Raw genomic sequence first — 17,913 nt, forward strand, 5'->3', positions numbered from 1 at the left:
ACCAAAACTATGAATTTTAAACAAAATTCATCAAATAGAGCTACATAAAATCATATGGCGTGACATTCTCCATCCCGATCATCGGATCAGCATGCATGAGAATATCAAGATAACTTGATTGTTGTTGTACCTCTTCCTTTTCCGCCGGCATTTCTTCTTCACTCAAAACCTCTTGCAGCTTTTCACGCAAAGTCGTTTTCCGGCGCATCTCATCATTACGCTCGATCCCTAAACGGAATGCATCTTCTTCACCACAAAGGATCAAGAAATTTTTACTGCGGGTAATCGCCGTATACAATAAATTACGGCGGAGCATCCGATAATAACTTTTCACTACAGGCAAAATGACAATGGGGAATTCACTTCCCTGCGACTTATGGATGGAGCAGCAATAGGCATGTGTAATCTGGTTCAAGTCCTGTTTCGTGTAAGTCACTTCGATGCCTTCGAACGATATGATTACTTTATCGACATGATCGGTATTTTCTTTAGCGAACAATATGGACACGATTTCACCCATATCGCCATTAAAGACACCCTCCTCTGGCTGGTTCACCAGTTGAAGCACCTTATCTCCCGTTCTGTATATCACATCTCCGAATTTTATTTCCCTCCGCTTTTCATTCACATTGCTATTGAACACTTCCTGAAGCATTTTATTCAGGGCATCAATCCCGGCAGGCCCTCTATACATGGGAGCCAGCACCTGTATATCCTTGGCCGTGAAGCCTTTCGTCCTCGCATTAGCAACCACTTTCTCGATTACTTGGGGGATTTGACCTGTTTGGCAGCGAATGAACGATCGATCTTCTTGCTGTTTCGTAACATCATCCGGAAGCCTTCCTTTTTTGATTTCATGGGCCAATTCAATGATCGATGAGCCATCAGCTTGACGATAAATATGTTCCAGACTGACAGTCGGTACACAATTCGATGCAAGCAAATCCTTTAAAACCTGCCCAGGGCCTACAGATGGCAGCTGATCTTCATCACCAACCAATATCACTTGGACATTTTCCGGCAGAGCTTTAAACAATTGATGGGCCAGCCAAGTATCCACCATGGAAACCTCATCGATGATTACGATACGGCCATCCAGCTGATTATCCTCATCATGGGAAAAGCCTTCACTCCCGTTCCACCCCAGCAAACGATGGATCGTAACAGCTGGGAGCCCCGTGGATTCGGCCATGCGTTTCGCTGCACGGCCAGTAGGGGCCGCAAGTACGAATGGAAATGGATCGCTTCCTTCTTTTTTATAATCGTTAATGTCCATGGATACACCATGCAGCTCTGCATATAGCTCAACGATGCCTTTGATGACTGTCGTCTTACCAGTACCAGGTCCGCCCGTCAAGATTAACATGGGTGATTGCAGGGCTGTTTGGATCGCTTCCTTTTGGGCCGGGGCATAGGATACATCCAGCCGCTCTTCCAGCTCCCCAAGTGCCAGCAAGAACTCCGATTCCGGGAACTGGTCCTCATACTCGGTTTGAGCAAGCAGCCTCTTGATGTTCATCACGATTCCCTTTTCCGAATAGAATAGCGAAGGCGGATAAATTCGTTGATCCTCGACAACTATTTTCCCCTCTTGCGTCAATTCGATTATTTCCGAGGAAATGTTAGTGAACTCAATGCGATCCCGTTTATTTTCCTCCAGCAGACGTTTGACAGCCTCCAATAGCTGCTCGGCTTCTATGTAGATATTTCCGTCCTGGAGGCATTGTGATTCAAGCGTATACAAGCACGCAGCCTTGATTCGATCGGGATGGCTGCCGGAAATGCCCAGCTGATGCCCAAGCTCATCCGCCCGTCCAAAACCAATCCCTTCAATATCCTCAACGAGCTTATACGGATTTCCCTGAACCATCGTGATCGTATCCTGCTTATACATTTGATAGATCTTCATCGACAGCTGCGGACCGAAGCCATATTGATTCAGGGCAATCATCACCTGCTCCAGACCTTGATGCTCGACCAATGTATCATAGAGTCCCTTTGCCTTTTCCCCGGATAGCTTCGGAATATCATCAAGTAGCGAAGGCTGAGCCAGAATTTTTGAAATTGCCTTTTCACCCAGTGTCTCAACAATGCTTTCAGCTGTTTTTTTCCCAATGCCCTTGAAAAGGTCACCGGACAAATAACTGACGATTCCTTCCTTGGATTGAGGGAGATCCTTGCGAAAATGCTCTACATGGTATTGAAGGCCAAAACGCGGATGTTCCTTCATGGCCCCATAAAAAATATAGATCTCATCCTCATGCATCCTTGGAAAATAACCTGTTACGACCGCTTCCTTCTCTTCATAATTCAGATTCGTTTCATGCACGCGAATTCTTACAACCGAGTACATGTTTTCTTCATTATGGAAGATCGTCACTAAATGACTTCCTTTCATGAACATTTTCTCTTCTGAAAACAAATCCAATGAGTCTTGCTGGCTCAACGCTTCTCCCCACCTTTCCATGCATATGCCGTTTATTTACTCAGCATTCATTTCTTCCAACAGTTTCTTTCCGTGCGCAGCGAGCATATGGTCTGGCTGTGCTTCCAAAGCCTTATCAAAATAAACCATCGCTGCTTTCGCATCCTCACGGTACCCTGCAAACGCAACGCCTAAATTATAATAAGCATCCGCATGGCCCGGATCCTGTTCCACAACTAAATTCAGTTGATTGATCAATTCATCATACAATTCAGCATTGGCAAGACATAGCGCATATTGGAATCTCGCATCAACGTCCTCAGGGCTCAGCTCCACCGTTCTCTGTAAATAAGGCATCGCCAATTTCGGTTGATCTAACGCCATCAAAGTCAATCCAAGCATGAAGTAAGCATCGCTGTTATCCAGCCCCAAACGGATTGCCTTTTCAAACATATCCTTCGCTTCGACTAATTTAGAATCGGATTCATAATATAAGTTTCCTAATGAATAGTAAGCCGCTGCTGCATTTTCATCCAGCTCAATCGCCTTTTTGTAAAACTTGACCGCTTTATCCGTTTCACCCACGGCAGTCAATACATTCCCAAAGTTTATGTAGGCAACAGGCTCATTCGGATTTTCCTCGATCGCCTCATTAAAAACTTTCGCCGCTTCCTCGTATTTCCCTTGCTGCATAAATTCAATTCCTTGTTGATTCTTATCCATATCCATTCACACTCCATTTTTATATTAAAAAGTATAGCATAAGCCAGTGGTCGAATTCAGGCGGTACACCCGCAATCCAAAAGAAGTCCCCAACCGCAAACACAGCTGGGGACATGCTTATTTTACCCTACGTAAGTCAGTTTTTCACCTTTTTTAAATACTTCATCAATCGTACCGCCGCCAAGGCACACTTCACCATCATAGAATACGACTGCTTGTCCAGGCGTGATCGCGCGGACTGGCTCGTCAAAGATGACTTCGACATCACCATTTTCCAATACCTTCACCTTAACACCGCTATCCTCTTGACGATATCTGAACTTTGCCGTACATGTAAATTCACCAGCCGGTATATGTTCCGCTACCCAGCTGACATTCACTGCACGAAGGGAATTGGAATACAGCACATCATTATCAAAGCCTTGACACACATATAAAACATTGCGCTTCAAGTCTTTTCCCGCAACAAACCAAGGTTCGCCGCTGCCGCCAATCCCTAGACCGTGACGCTGACCGATGGTGTAATACATCAATCCGTCATGCTTGCCCATTACCTTGCCATCCATCGTGACCATATCTCCGGGCTGAGCTGGGAGGTAATTGCTTAAAAACTCTTTGAAATTGCGTTCACCGATAAAACAGATCCCTGTAGAATCTTTTTTCGTTGCCGTGGCAAGGCCCGCTTCTTTCGCAATTTCACGGACTTCCTTCTTATCAATGTGTCCAAGCGGAAACATGACTTTTTCCAACTGTTCTTGAGTAAGCTGGTTCAAGAAGTACGTTTGATCTTTATTATTATCGACACCGCGAAGCATTTTGTATTCGCCTTCACGGTACTCAACCTGTGCGTAATGACCTGTAGCCACATAATCGGCGCCAAGGCTTACGGCATGTTCAAGAAAGGCCTTGAACTTGATTTCCTTATTGCACATTACATCCGGATTCGGGGTACGGCCCGCTTTATACTCATCCAAGAAATAAGTGAAAACTTTATCCCAATACTGCTTTTCGAAATTGACTGCATAATAAGGGATGCCGATTTGATTACAAACGGCAATTACATCATTGTAATCTTCCGTTGCCGTACAAACTCCGTTTTCATCTGTATCATCCCAGTTCTTCATGAAAATCCCGACCACATCATAGCCTTGATTCTTCAATAGCAGGGCTGACACAGAAGAATCCACGCCCCCTGACATACCCACGACGACGCGGGTGTCCTGTGGTGCTTTTCTCATTCTGTCACCTCATTTATTTAAAGTGAGAATTATCTTCCCACTAATCTATTAACGATTTTCACGGTGGTTTCAGCTGCCTGCCTTACTTCCTCTTCCGTATTGTTCAGACCGAAGCTGAAACGAATCGAATTCTTCGTCCGCTCCGAATCTTTCCCGAACATCGCCACAAGCACATGCGACGGATCGATTGACCCAGCAGTACAAGCGGATCCGCTCGATACAGCAACACCTGCCAAGTCCATATTGACGAGCATCGATTCCACATTCGTACCCGGAAAACTGACATTCAGCAAATGCGGCAGCGACTGTTCCATAGATCCGTTAATTTCATATTGTACATCCGCCTCATCAAAGACGGCAAGCAATACGTCTTTAAATCGCTTGTATTGCTCCTTTTTCTTTTCCATCGTGCTTTTAGCAATTGAAACAGCCTCTGAAAAACCGGCAATGGCCGGCACACTCTCCGTACCAGCACGGCGCTTGCGTTCTTGTTCCCCGCCATATAATTGCGGATTCAGCTTCAAGCCTTCACGCATATAAAGAAAGCCGATTCCTTTGGGACCGTTGATTTTATGCGCGGATACACTCAGCAAATCCACACCCAACTCACGAACGTCGATAGAGATCAAACCATATGCCTGAACCGCATCCGTATGGAAAATGGCCTGATGCCCCTTGAGCAGCTGTCCAATTTCAGCAATCGGCTGGATCGTTCCAACCTCATTATTGCCATACATGACCGAAACCAAAATCGTGTCATCCCGCAATGCCGCCTTTAAATCGGCAATTGAAATAAGCCCCGCTTCATTCACAGGTAAATATGTGACCTCAAAGCCAGACTTCTCAAGGTATTGGCATGTATGCAAAACCGCATGATGCTCAATCTCCGTCGTAATGATGTGCTTTCCTTTTTCTTTATAAGCATTCGCAACACCAATGATCGCCGTATTATCAGCCTCGGTTCCACCGCTCGTGAAAATGATTTCATTCCGCCCCGCACCGATGCTCGTCGCAATACTCGAACGCGCCTCATCCAAAACATGGCGTGCCTCCCGCCCGAAAGCATGAATGCTCGACGGATTTCCGAAGTCATGGCTCATGACTGTCATCATCCTATCGATCACCTTCGGATGCATCGGGGAAGTCGCAGCATGATCTAAATATATTCTGTCCACTTTTTTGTCGCCTCCATTAAAAAACGCAAGCGCCTACATAATAGGCGCATTGCTAATCACTTAAATATAGTACATATAAGAATCGATTTCACCCGTATCCTTGTAGCTCGCCAAATCCATAAGCGTCGTATTATCCAATACATCCTTCACGGCATCGCGAATCCGGATCCAAAGCTGGCGCTTCACCGGCTCTTCATCTTCAATTCCTTCAACAGGGGTAATCGGGCCTTCCAATACACGGATGACATCTCCCGAAGTAATCTCCTGAGGATCTTTAGACAGGACATACCCGCCATACGCACCGCGGACACTCTTCACCAACCCCGCATTACGAAGCGGCGCAATCAACTGCTCCAAATAATGCTCCGACAGATTATGCGTCTGGGCAATTGATTTCAAACTCTTCGGGCCTTCTCCATAATGTTTAGCAAGCTCGATCATGATCGTCAAACCATAACGGCCTTTAGTAGATATCTTCATACATATACACCTCAAATTATTTATCCGTTTCTAAATTCTTTTGAAATTATAGCATATTCCCGTCGGAAATGCATTCACCCGCCCTCCATTTGTCAAATTATCCTAATTGGAGAGGTAGGATAAATGAAAGAAAGAATGGAATGCCTTCTTAAAATTGAGAGAATAACAAATATAACGAAGCGGTCCTTTCTACTAAAGCAATGAAACGATTATCGAATTTATTGCCCGTTGGTCATATTCCTTATATCCCTAAACCGCTAGAGAAAGATAGAATTCCGATCACCGCCCTCAAAACCGGAGTATGCTGCCACAAGTGCCATAAATTTTCCAAGGGGCGGCAATCAAGAAATCGGATATGACGTACCTGTTTGGATAATTCCCTTGATGTTCACATTTCGGCACTTCATGATTTCTATACCTTGTTAAACCCACCATTACAAACCAGCCCATTTCGGCCAGACACTTAAGGCAGAGTTTATCTATTTAACTCTCTCATAGAAGGATAGGTAGGATTATTCCGCCGGTAGGTCGATTTATCAACCTTTACAGCATAATCAGCGCATTTCCCCCATCAATTGTGATACCTTATATAAAAAGGAGAGGTGCGCAATGAATATAAAACCGCTTGCTTTCCGGATGCGGCCTCGGTCGATTGATGAGATCATCGGGCAGGAGCATCTGGTCGGTGAAGGAAAAATTATCGCAAGGATGGTGAAAGCAAAACAGCTTTCTTCCATGATCCTGTATGGTCCGCCGGGAATTGGCAAAACATCGATTGCAAGTGCGATTGCCGGAAGCACGAAGTTTGCTTTCCGAACGCTGAACGCGGTGACCAATAATAAAAAGGATATGGAAATCGTGGCAGCGGAGGCTAAGATGTCCGGGAAAGTGATCCTGCTGCTTGATGAGGTTCATCGACTCGATAAGGCGAAGCAGGACTTCCTATTGCCTTATCTTGAAAACGGGATGATCACCTTGATCGGTGCAACGACCAGCAATCCCTATCACGCCATCAACCCGGCCATCAGAAGCCGGTGCCAGATTTTCGAGCTCAAATCATTGGAAACCAATGATATAACCAAAGCCCTGGAACGGGCACTTCATGATGAAGAGCGGGGGCTTGGTGCGTATAAAACCGATGTCGGCCTTGATGCCCTTACCCATTTCGCGACTGCTTCGAACGGAGATGTCCGCAGTGCCCTTAACGCTCTTGAGCTCGCCGTCATTTCCACCGAACCCGATGAATCCGGAACCATTCATATAGATCTGCAAATTGCCGAGGAATGCATGCAGAAAAAAAGCTTCTCACATGACAAGGATGGGGATGCCCATTATGATGTACTGTCGGCTTTCCAAAAATCAATTCGCGGCAGTGATGTGAATGCAGCCCTTCATTATTTGGGGCGCTTGGTCGAAGCCGGTGATCTTGTCAGCATTGCCCGCCGCTTGGTAGTCATCGCTTACGAAGACATAGCTCTTGCCAATCCGCAGGCTGGTCCCAGGGCCCTCGCTGCAGTCGAAGCCGCTGAACGACTCGGTTTTCCTGAAGCTCGGATTCCACTTGCCAACTCAGTGATCGAGTTATGCCTATCACCAAAATCAAACACGGCCATTGCCGCAATTGATGCAGCGCTTACCGACATTCGCAGCGGCCATAGTGGAGATGTACCTGATCATCTTAAGGATGCCCATTACAAAGGGGCAGCAGATCTCGGACGAGGCATCGGCTACCTTTATCCGCATGACTACGAGAATGGCTGGGTGAAGCAACAATACTTACCGGACAAACTGCGCAGCAAAAAATATTACAAACCGAAAAAGAGCGGGAAATTTGAACAAGCCCTTGCCTCGGTCTATGAAAATATCGAGAAAAAAAAATAACTCCGGATCACTTCAGATCCGGAGTTTTTTTATGGAAAATGAAAACTTTTAACATGACCCCTGTTAACAAAAACCGTCTCCCCTTGAGCATTCACCTTCTCAATGATGCCAACTTTCGCCGAAAAGTGTACAGCTACATTCCATCTCGGCACATTAAAGATATCTCCTTTCCGAACTAAATTTCCAAACTTACTTCTATTAAAATCCCAACTAGATGAATATTTCCATATAGTTCTAATTATATTGACCAATAAATTTAGATATCATTTGGTGACCGTAAAAAACAACCTATATCCAAACAGTAAGACATTATTCAAATCATCCACAATCAGTATGTACAACTGTCAGCCAAACGCTCCGGCTAGGTCTTTCTTGGTTAGAAACCGGAACGCTTAGGCTAAATTCCCTTTGAATCGCCTTGCTTGGCCAATCTTTCCCGGAAATTAGTCCGCAATCTGTTAAGGTTTCATCAAGGGCAGAAACAACATTTCCAAATATGATTCTAGCCCGATTACTTTTACAGCATTTAAATTCAGATTATTGCATGTACGTACTTTTAGCCGCAGAAAAATTAAGCTCCTCGTATCCAGTAAGAGGATATGTCAATTAACACTGCTAGCGGCATGTCCCTTTTCATATGAAGGCACAACAACTTTTTAGTTGCTGTACCTGTGTGTTCAATCTTCGTTATAGATACCCTTCGAAGCTTTAATCATATTTTCCAGCCACATTTTCTTAAATACATTCACACGACGAGGGCTGCCATTCTCTTCTCCCTCAGCTGAATTTTCAATTTCTTCTGCGGCGTCGGAAAGGATTTCATTTGAATCGCCTTCATTTGAATCGCCTTCATTTTCCGAACTTTCCGTTGAGCTACTTTCATCTGATGAGCTTTCGGTTGAACTGCTTTCGGACGATGAGCTCTCCGTTGAGCTACTTTCATCTGATGAGCTTTCCGTTGAACTGCTTTCGTACGATGAACTTTCAGTTGAATATTCCATTTATTCTTTAGCCTCCAATATTTATTTATTCTTTAGGGATATCCGTACTGCATATATATGCGCCTTCTTTCTAATAGGGACTTTGCTTACCACCCATTTTAGTGTAAAACTTCATTCGACTTGGCTTGAGACAAGCTAAACAACGATGAACCACTAAAAGCCGAGTGCAGCCCAAATATAATCACTGAAGTGACACAAACAGTCGTTGAATCCTTTCGAGTTCATGAAACACTCCCCATAAAACATCATAAACATGGTAATGACAAAACTTGCCGCCGTCACAATATTTTACTTCCAAGCAACATCGCTGCAGACTAAGGATTGTATATCCACAATTGCATCTCCCTTCATAATTCAAACATCCAAAAATCAAAGAGAACATAATAAATGGCTGTAAGATCATGATTATAAAAAGACTTGCAATCTCTAAATATCTGGATGTAAACAAAAAAATAAACACTAGGTCAAATTACACAACCAACTATGAAAAAGTGTAGATTTCCCAATCATTCACTATATTAAACTTTTAATGATTCTAACTTCCTAACCCCTCAGATTTGTTCTAGTTACTAGTGAACAGCACACCAAAATATGTAAAAGGTATTATAAAATAGTAAAATATACTATTCTTTTATTATGAAATTAAATATAATAGATGAAGTGGTTACAAAAAGAGGAAGGAAGTAAAATATGAGACATGAAAAAAAGAAGAAAAAGAAACGGACATGGCTGAAGGTAGTCGGGATAATTGTCCTACTTTTCATATTAGCTGGGGGAGCTTTTGCCTACTCCGTATGGAATTCACTGACAAAAACCGTTGACACGATGCATACACCAATAGACCGTACCACGGATAAACGAACGAAAGACCTTGCGCTATCAGATCAGGAGCCATTCTCGATGCTCATGCTTGGCGTCGATGAACGTGATGGCGACAAAGGCCGTTCAGATACAATGATCGTCTTGACAGTCAATCCACAAAAAAAATCGGTCAAAATGCTAAGCATTCCGCGTGATACACGGACCGAGATCGTCGGTCATGGTACACAGGATAAAATCAACCATGCATTTGCCTTCGGCGGCGCGAAAATGTCCATGGATACCGTTGAAAACTTCCTTGATATCCCAATCGACTATTATATGAAGATCAATATGGAAGGCTTCAAGGATATCGTTGACGCAGTCGGCGGCGTGACCGTTCAAAACGATCTGGACTTCACCTCCGATGGCATTCATTTTGCAAAAGGAACGCAGACCCTAAACGGGAAAGAAGCCCTTGCCTATTCAAGAATGAGACATGATGATCCAAGTGGTGATTTTGGCCGTCAATCGAGACAACGTGCCATCATCGAAGCAGTCATCAAAGAAGGCGCAAGCCTTTCCTCCCTGACGAAATACGATGAAGTCTTCGATGCACTCGGTAATAATATCCAGACTAATTTGACGTTTGATGACATGATGGACATCCAAAAGAACTACAGGGATGCAAGCAAAAGCATTACCCAATCATCCATAAACGGCACCGGAACGAAAATCGACGGAATCTACTATTATATTGTGTCGGATGAAGAAAAAGAAAAGGTTCAATCCGAATTAAAAGAACAATTATCCATCAAATAAGAAAAAATGAAAGAGCTGTCCGGACCCGCATCCTGACAGCTTTTTCATTTTCCCCGTCCAATATTCTGACAAAAAACGAACACCAATTGTAGAGATTTGTTGGAATTTTTGTTGTTTATTAGGCATTAAAAGACGGTATAATCTAATATGAGCTGACAATTCCATCTTCCCCTTGCCCCTATAATCACTTGACACTATTATTCTCTGGACCCAGAAATTCCATCATCCGTCATTCATCACCTATAATAAATAATCCTAAACAAAAGGAGTGTATTTAAATGAAAATCAAAGCAGGCAGCTGGGCTATGCTAAGCACACAGGACAAAATGTTTATTTTGAAAGCCATCAGTGACCGTTCAAGAATGAAATATGTTTCATGAGAAGTAAATCTATTCGGCATTATATGAGAGCAGCGCCTCTCCCTTTTCAATAAAACGAACTTGAGCCTGAAAAAGGAGAGGAATCTATTCAAACCGATAATCCCATAATATACGCCATTCGCCTTTTTCTTTGACGACATAGCAATTTTGTTTCAAAGTAAACATTCCAAAGCGAGAATTGAAGACCTGTGTAACTGGAATCTCATAGGCCGTTTTATGCAGCCTTCCACTCTTATCCAACTTCCAGTTCTTCACTTTCTTAGAATGGCCTACATCATACTGAAAGGACTCCACATCCATATGCTGTAAAAATACATGTGACCGATTTTGCACATAATCTGCCCGATCCGGAAACCGCTGCTTCATTTCAGAACTTAACAAATCCCAGGATTTCCCGAACTCCGCTTCACTTTCATACTCATAGAAATCTTCAACCACGCTTTCTGATCCGCTCGGAAAAAGAAAAATGATACAAGCTCCTGCAACTAAAACCATGAGAATAGCCGTCAATACTCCTATCGGAATCTTACCTTGTCTCCTCACCCTCATCACCCTCACAGGTTATCATTCATTTATATATATAATGGAAAACCATAAAAAAGAAGCATGTTGTTAGACATGCTCCTTAAGTATATGTATCTGAAATGATTTCTTAGATTCATTGACGCCTTCTCCATCGATAAAAGAAAAGAAGATTCCTAGCAAACCGCCGAACGTGTCAAGCATGACATCCTGCCACAAGGGAGTTCGGCCATCGGTTAAGTATCCAACCACCCAAAATCTAAGCTCGAGTCGAAGTATCTATGGATCATATACTATCAGGTTCTTCAATGATCCCGCTTAATTTCTCCTTAATCTCTTCCACAAGTTCATTTACAGTAACATCTTGTCCAGACTCACCCTTGGCAAAAGTATCTTTTAAAATATCAAAAAAATCCATTCGAAATTTCCACTCCAATTTAATTAATCTAACATTTCATACTGTTGTCCTAATCTTTTTTTCAAAAATAAGGAATATAGCTCATATCTTTGATAATCACATATATTGTAGGGATTGGCAAGCAGAAACTAGTTTAAAAACCAAAATTTTACCCAATTTTAACATTTCTGAAATATCCCTTAGGAATGGCTACTAGTAAGTTTTAGGTAAATACGTGTCGATATAAGAAAACAAAAAAAGGACCGATTCCTCAGCCCCTTCGGCACCCCATATTATGCTTGTCCCATAAAATAAGTCATTAATGAAATCAATACTAAAGTAATAGTAATATAAGTCCCAATAAAAATTTTCTTACTTCTTTGTTTCTTTTCATAAACTTCCTCGAACGTAATGAATTTGTTTTTTGTCATCAAATAATCTCCTTATATTTTGATGGCAGCTATCTGACCTCGCTTTCAGCGAAGTACCTTTGCTTGAGCTCTATATGTAGTATCGGCACATTACCAAAAATATTTAAGTATTATTAACTATTTTTTAAGCTAAATTTCTTAAATCAAATAATGGGTCTTCAATTTAACATTCATTAAAATCCATACAAATAATATTAAATTAGTATTTTTTTGTATTCCACATGGAGTTACATTTTAAATCTAATGAATCTACAGAAAAATAGTTGAATTGCGTTTTGATTGGTTTATATTATTTATTTAGGAGGCATACGGAGATTATAAGAGTATTTTTCAGGAAAATCTTGACTTACTTTTAATCTTTTAATAAACCTCAAAAAAAGTATTAATTCCGTTTATAAACTTGTTTTGAAGCTACTTCACAGACTACTTTAATCTACCTTTTTCCTTCAATGGTTGTAAACGCATTCATTTTTGAAGTCTTTTTCTTAAATAATCATAAGTTTTAAACATGCTTTTTCTTAAAAATAATCAAGGTAAAGTAAATAAATTAATTAATTGTATACCAAGAGAAAAATTTACCTTTATTAACAATAAAGTAAATTTATCCCTTGGTATCTAATTATTTCTAAAATTTATTTATATCCATTTGGGTTTTCTGTTTGCCATCTCCACGAGTCTCTACACATATCTTTTAGATCCTTTTCTGCACGCCAGCCTAAAACTTTTTCTGCTTTTATAGGATTTGCATAACAAATTGCGATATCACCAGGGCGCCTATCTACAAATTGAAAAGGTATTTCTTTCGTATTGACCAAACTGAAAGTATTAATAAGATCCATTACACTATATCCCGCACCTGTTCCCAGGTTAAATGTTTCGATTCCACTATTTTCTTCAAGGTATGCGAGTGCTTTCAAATGGCCTTTTACCAAATCTATCACATGGATGAAATCCCTGACTCCAGTACCATCATGGGTGTTATAGTCATTTCCGAAAACAGAAAGTTTTTCCCTTTTCCCAATTGCAACCTGTGTAATATATGGCATTAAGTTATTTGGTATTCCATTCGGATTTTCCCCAATTCTCCCGCTTTCATGAGCTCCTATTGGATTAAAATAGCGTAATACAGCTATTCTCCAAGTGGGATCTGAAACATGTAAGTCACTTAATATTTCTTCTGTCATCAATTTTGTACGGCCATATGGATTAGTTGCATTCAATGGAAACGATTCATCAATTGGGACGCTATCTGGGTGACCGTACACGGTAGCTGATGAACTGAAGACGAGTTTCTTAACATCATGCTTTGCCATCAGGTTACACAAGTTAATCGTACCTGTTATATTATTATGATAATAACTTAGTGGGATTTCAACTGATTCCCCTACCGCTTTATGCCCTGCAAAGTGCATTACTGCTTCGAAATTATGATTCTCAAAAATGGTATTCAACTCATCACGATTTAATAAATCACACTTATAAAAAGTTAAGTCCTTACCTGTTAATTCCTTAACCCGATTTAATGATTCAAAATTGCTGTTTGACAGGTTGTCGACTATTACAATATCATAACCTGTATTTAATAGTTCTACAGCTGCGTGGCTTCCGATATAGCCTGCCCCTCCAGTTACTAGTATTGCCAAGTTAAATTCCTCACTTTATTTTAGAATAAAAACATTTTTATTTCTTTAACCTAGCATTAGGTCCAATTTCCTGTAATATGTAATAAAGTCAACTAATTATATTCTAATTTGTTGTTATATAAGTATATATTAATTATAAGAAAGAATGCTATCGTTTTGATGATTACAATAGCAAGAAGACTTTCGAAAGAGTAAAAACTCATAGGATTAAGTTCATAAGAATAGCTTAAAATAAGTTACTCATACCCTTTTCCATCCTCATATAGTAATATTTTTCATTCTAGTTTTGTTTATTCTGAATAAACTCACGTACTTCTTCAATAGAAAACCCTGAATTTTTAGCTTCCAAAATTAGATAAACCCATTCTTCCAGTTCATTGTTAGCTTCCATGTCAAATCCCACCCAACTTGTGGTAACACAGCCGTCTTAGCATTTAGCCTTAGACCTGTAATTTTGCGTCCCTTTTCAATAGGTTTGCCTTTCTCAAGAATATTTCACATTAATTATTAACCAAGATTAATAAATCTCTTGGATTCTTGTTTCCATGGTACTAAATAAACCATCATGCCCTAAAAAAATTTCCCCTCAATTAAAACTATATTAATGTTAATTATACGTAAAAACGTAATAATAACTCATAATACTATTCGTTTTTTTATGTCATTTTTCAACATTATTCATCAAAAAGTGACATCACAATGGAAAAACATTGTATAATGCGTTTTATATAAAACATCTTTATTGAAAATAGAGATATAATCGCTATAAAATTCTTATATTTGCTATTTCACAAAAATAATATTTTGAACTATTAATTCAGTTTTAATTAATTTCCCCTAAGAAAAAATCCAGCATTACAAACCATAATATGGCTGTAACCTGACTGTTCGTGACTCTATAAATATTTACACACTTGATTCCATTTGGATACCTAATAAATTGCTAACATCCCTCTTTTTTCATTCGCTAACTGGTTATATTCACCGACCTGAATGATTTCTCCCTGATCCATAACCAACACTTGATCGGCATTGCGAATCGTCGATAACCGATGAGCTATTACGAAATGGTCATTTTTCCTTTTAATCTTTCAATGGCGAATTGAATCTTCGCTTCGTTCTCCGTATCCAATGCACTTGTTGCTTCATCCAATACCAGGATGGCCGGTTTGCGTGAAATCGCTCTGGCTAACACTAGACGCTGCCTTTCCCCTCCTGACAGTCGGACACCCCGATCGCCGATGAGTGTATCTTTTTATTCCGAGTCTTTAATTTCTTATCTTATAAAATTCATTATTATTTTGATCCAACCGAGAATTAACAACCACAACGTAAAGCTTAAAAGCATTCCCCACAATAGTCCAAAAACAAGAACTTCTGAAAATAAAGATCATCTCTTTCGTAGTTTTAGACTCTTAGCTCCTTAGACTACCCATTTCGACAAAAGGAGAGTTCCCTTTATACTTCCTCATTCACCTTCTTAACAAAAAAAGGCCTGATTTCTCAGCCCTATTTAACACCCGTTATGATTTACCAAGAAAAAAAGTCAATAATGAAATCAAAATTAAAATAATAGTAATATAAGACCCAATAAAAATTTTCTTACTTCTTTCTTTCTTTTCATAAGCTTCCTCGAACGTAATAAATTTGTTTTTTGTCATCAAATATTCTCCTTATATTTTGATGGCAGCTATATGACAACGCTTTCTGCGAAGTCCCTTTGCTTAATCTTCATATTAAAGTATCGTCAAACCGGCAAAAATATTAACTGTATTATTCAATATTTTTATAATGGGCTAGATCTTATAAATTAATATCTGTACTTTACTATATAGTTTACTATAAATCATACAAAACACATTAATTCAAAATATTCCATTATACCCAAAAGTCTTTTATACCAAGATAATAATGCTATGCAATTATCCCCACCTGTTCCATAGAACTATTTTTATGGCTGCAATTAGTTTACTCCATATCGATTTACCGATTAGTAAATAAAAAGGATAGAAATTCACCATTTGCCAAAAATAAGAATAATGGTATTAACGGGAGGAAGAGAAAAATGGATTCAGAAATGCAGGAGAAATGCGGGGTATTTGGAGTGTTTAATCACCCCAAAGCAGCCGAATTAACTTATTACGGACTTCATGCACTTCAACACCGTGGTCAGGAGAGTGCAGGAATTGTGGCTAGTGATGGGAAATCATTCAGGAATCACAGGGGAATGGGATTAGTTACCCAAGTATTTTCACGGGACATCCTAGATGGATTAAGCGGAAATATGGCCATTGGTCATGTACGATATTCAACTTCTGGTGAAAGTTTACTGCAGAACGCACAACCCCTAGTTTTTAAATATAGCGAGGGGGACCTGGCTGTTGCTCATAATGGCAACCTCGTAAATGCAAGGATAGAACGGGATGTGTTACAACAGCAGGGAAGCATATTTCAAACAACAACCGATACTGAAATTATTGCTCACTTAATAGCTCGTTCAAGTAAACAGCATTTCGCAGAAAGCGCACCTGATATGCTTAAACGTATCGACGGTTCATTTGCCTTGATTATAATGACTGAAAAACAAATGCTAATTGCCCTGGATCGTCATGGGCTACGTCCGCTTAGCCTTGGAAAAATTGGTGAATCAATCGTCGCCTCCTCAGAAACATGCGCTTTAAATGCGGTTGATGCTAAGTTCTGGCGGGAAGTTGAACCGGGTGAATGGCTTCTTATAGATGAAAATGGAATTCAAACTGGAAGATTTGTGGAAAAAGGTAAGGTTTCCCTTTGTTCCTTTGAATTTGTCTATTTTGCCCGTCCGGATAGCGTTATTCAAGGGAGAAGTGTCTTAACAATCCGGAAGGAATTAGGTAAAATTCTGTCAAAAGAACATCCGACACAAGCTGATGTTGTCGTTGCAGTTCCCGAATCAAGCGTCCCTGCCGCCATTGGTTTTTCCCAACAATCAGGAATTCCATATGAAATGGGGATTATTAAAAATCCTTATGCTGGTCGTTCGTTTATTGAGCCCACGCAAGAATTGCGCGACTTAGCTGTTCGACTGAAATTAAGCGCTGTGCAAGAAATCTTGGAAGGAAAAAGGGTGGTTTTAGTCGATGATTCGATTGTTAGGGGAACGACAAGCAAGCGCATTGTCCAATTGATTAGGCAAGCAGGTGCCAAGGAAGTCCATGTAAGAATTAGTTCACCTATGGTTAGAAACCCTTGTTTTTATGGAGTGGATATGCCAACTAAGGAAGAACTATTTGCCAACAAACACGAACACGAACGAGCTATGGGAAAGGTTATCGGGGCAGATTCATTAGCCTTTTTAAGCACCGATGGGTTATTAGAGGCAGTAGATGTGGATCTTGGAGAAACTAGCAGCCGCTGTATAGCCTGTTTTAGTGGTGCTTACCCAACTAATATTTGAAATGATACAGCTTAAGTGTGTTAAAAATGGTAGGCATCACACAAAAACAACTGTGTGATGCCTAAAACCCCATTTTCTTAATATTAAACCTTGGATTTTGTCACTGTTTTCTTATACCACTTACAATTACTTACCTCTCTCCTCTCTACAAATGGATGGGCTACACTTATCTAGACAACTTTTTTTAGGTGATCACGTTTATGCTGAACGGGATTTAAGAGATTCGTGTTACAAGGAGCGGAATTATATATAAATGGTGAAGGTTTTATGCTTCTTAACCCTAATCCAAAACCAATACTGATCCGCATTACGAATCGTCTATAACCGATGAGCAATTACAATAATGGTCAAGGTTCCTTTGAGTCTTTCGGGCACTTGTTTTTTCATCTTATTACTTTAACCTTCGTCGATGTTGGTTAAAAACCTTGATGAAAATACTACTATCCTCGGATTTAAAAAACTTAACTCCAACTAATTTTAGGGGTGTCCATATTTCTCTCATTTGGTATAAAGGCATTAAAAAAAAATTCATCCTTTCTTAATTAACCCAGTTAATAGAGC

The 17,913-nt window shown here is 40.4% G+C and carries 14 protein-coding genes, 1 pseudogene and 1 riboswitch; of the genes and pseudogenes, 3 read left to right on the forward strand and 12 right to left on the reverse strand.

Features of this window, described 5'->3' with window-relative positions; genetic code table 11:
• Positions 1 to 40 precede the first annotated feature (40 nt).
• The 5 genes from recD2 to cymR form a co-directional block, all read right to left on the reverse strand.
• Positions 41 to 2,446 carry an SF1B family DNA helicase RecD2 gene (gene recD2, locus AC3ISB_RS19265; protein WP_489273855.1) on the reverse strand — a complete coding sequence of 802 codons (2,406 nt, stop codon included), beginning with the start codon at positions 2,444 to 2,446 and terminating at the stop codon, positions 41 to 43.
• Between the two features lie 36 nt (positions 2,447 to 2,482).
• Positions 2,483 to 3,148: a tetratricopeptide repeat protein gene (locus tag AC3ISB_RS19270; RefSeq protein WP_048681430.1), complete on the reverse strand. Its 666-nt coding sequence runs from the start codon at positions 3,146 to 3,148 to the stop codon at positions 2,483 to 2,485.
• Between the two features lie 122 nt (positions 3,149 to 3,270).
• Positions 3,271 to 4,386 carry a tRNA 2-thiouridine(34) synthase MnmA gene (gene mnmA, locus AC3ISB_RS19275; RefSeq protein ID WP_480338609.1) on the reverse strand — a complete coding sequence of 372 codons (1,116 nt, stop codon included), beginning with the start codon at positions 4,384 to 4,386 and terminating at the stop codon, positions 3,271 to 3,273.
• A 29-nt stretch (positions 4,387 to 4,415) separates the two neighbouring features.
• A complete protein-coding gene (locus AC3ISB_RS19280) occupies positions 4,416 to 5,561 on the reverse strand; it encodes a cysteine desulfurase family protein (RefSeq protein WP_339200357.1) in 1,146 nt (381 codons plus the stop codon).
• 60 nt (positions 5,562 to 5,621) lie between these two features.
• Entirely contained in the window at positions 5,622 to 6,041 is a 420-nt protein-coding gene (gene cymR, locus AC3ISB_RS19285; protein ID WP_034308657.1) for a cysteine metabolism transcriptional regulator CymR, read from the reverse strand.
• A gap of 609 nt (positions 6,042 to 6,650) precedes the next feature.
• Between cymR and AC3ISB_RS19290 the strand changes: the two genes are divergently transcribed.
• Positions 6,651 to 7,922: a replication-associated recombination protein A gene (locus tag AC3ISB_RS19290; RefSeq protein WP_098369723.1), complete on the forward strand. Its 1,272-nt coding sequence runs from the start codon at positions 6,651 to 6,653 to the stop codon at positions 7,920 to 7,922.
• Positions 7,923 to 8,599: 677 nt separating this feature from the next.
• Here the strand turns inward: AC3ISB_RS19290 and AC3ISB_RS19295 are convergent.
• Positions 8,600 to 8,923 (reverse strand): hypothetical protein, encoded by a 324-nt coding sequence (locus tag AC3ISB_RS19295; RefSeq protein WP_141992120.1) that lies wholly within the window; start codon positions 8,921 to 8,923, stop codon positions 8,600 to 8,602.
• A 690-nt stretch (positions 8,924 to 9,613) separates the two neighbouring features.
• Here AC3ISB_RS19295 and tagU point away from each other — a divergent pair.
• Positions 9,614 to 10,543 carry a polyisoprenyl-teichoic acid--peptidoglycan teichoic acid transferase TagU gene (gene tagU / locus AC3ISB_RS19300; protein ID WP_144526645.1) on the forward strand — a complete coding sequence of 310 codons (930 nt, stop codon included), beginning with the start codon at positions 9,614 to 9,616 and terminating at the stop codon, positions 10,541 to 10,543.
• Here tagU and AC3ISB_RS19305 read toward each other — a convergent pair.
• The 6 genes and pseudogenes from AC3ISB_RS19305 to AC3ISB_RS19330 form a co-directional block, all read right to left on the reverse strand.
• Positions 10,529 to 10,708 (reverse strand): hypothetical protein, encoded by a 180-nt coding sequence (locus AC3ISB_RS19305; protein WP_489273859.1) that lies wholly within the window; start codon positions 10,706 to 10,708, stop codon positions 10,529 to 10,531. The genes tagU and AC3ISB_RS19305 overlap by 15 nt on opposite strands.
• Positions 10,709 to 11,007: 299 nt before the next feature.
• Positions 11,008 to 11,466, reverse strand: coding sequence for a hypothetical protein (locus AC3ISB_RS19310; protein ID WP_489273861.1), 459 nt, complete (start codon positions 11,464 to 11,466; stop codon positions 11,008 to 11,010).
• Positions 11,467 to 11,731: 265 nt separating this feature from the next.
• On the reverse strand, positions 11,732 to 11,863 hold the full coding sequence (locus AC3ISB_RS19315) for a YwzD family small protein (protein WP_489273863.1): 132 nt from the start codon (positions 11,861 to 11,863) through the stop codon (positions 11,732 to 11,734).
• Positions 11,864 to 12,905: 1,042 nt separating this feature from the next.
• The gene (gene galE, locus AC3ISB_RS19320) at positions 12,906 to 13,916 is read right to left on the reverse strand and encodes a UDP-glucose 4-epimerase GalE (RefSeq protein WP_489273865.1); all 1,011 of its coding nucleotides are present in this window, start codon (positions 13,914 to 13,916) and stop codon (positions 12,906 to 12,908) included.
• 280 nt (positions 13,917 to 14,196) lie between these two features.
• Entirely contained in the window at positions 14,197 to 14,307 is a 111-nt protein-coding gene (locus tag AC3ISB_RS19325; RefSeq protein ID WP_489273867.1) for an anti-repressor SinI family protein, read from the reverse strand.
• An 18-nt stretch (positions 14,308 to 14,325) separates the two neighbouring features.
• Positions 14,326 to 14,406, reverse strand: a riboswitch (cyclic di-GMP riboswitch).
• Between the two features lie 416 nt (positions 14,407 to 14,822).
• A pseudogene (locus tag AC3ISB_RS19330) lies at positions 14,823 to 15,168 on the reverse strand (ATP-binding cassette domain-containing protein); the annotation flags it as partial.
• An 813-nt stretch (positions 15,169 to 15,981) separates the two neighbouring features.
• Between AC3ISB_RS19330 and purF the strand changes: the two are divergent.
• Positions 15,982 to 17,352: an amidophosphoribosyltransferase gene (gene purF, locus AC3ISB_RS19335; RefSeq protein ID WP_489273868.1), complete on the forward strand. Its 1,371-nt coding sequence runs from the start codon at positions 15,982 to 15,984 to the stop codon at positions 17,350 to 17,352.
• Positions 17,353 to 17,913 lie beyond the last annotated feature (561 nt).

Source organism: Peribacillus sp. GL_122 (assembly GCF_057835005.1).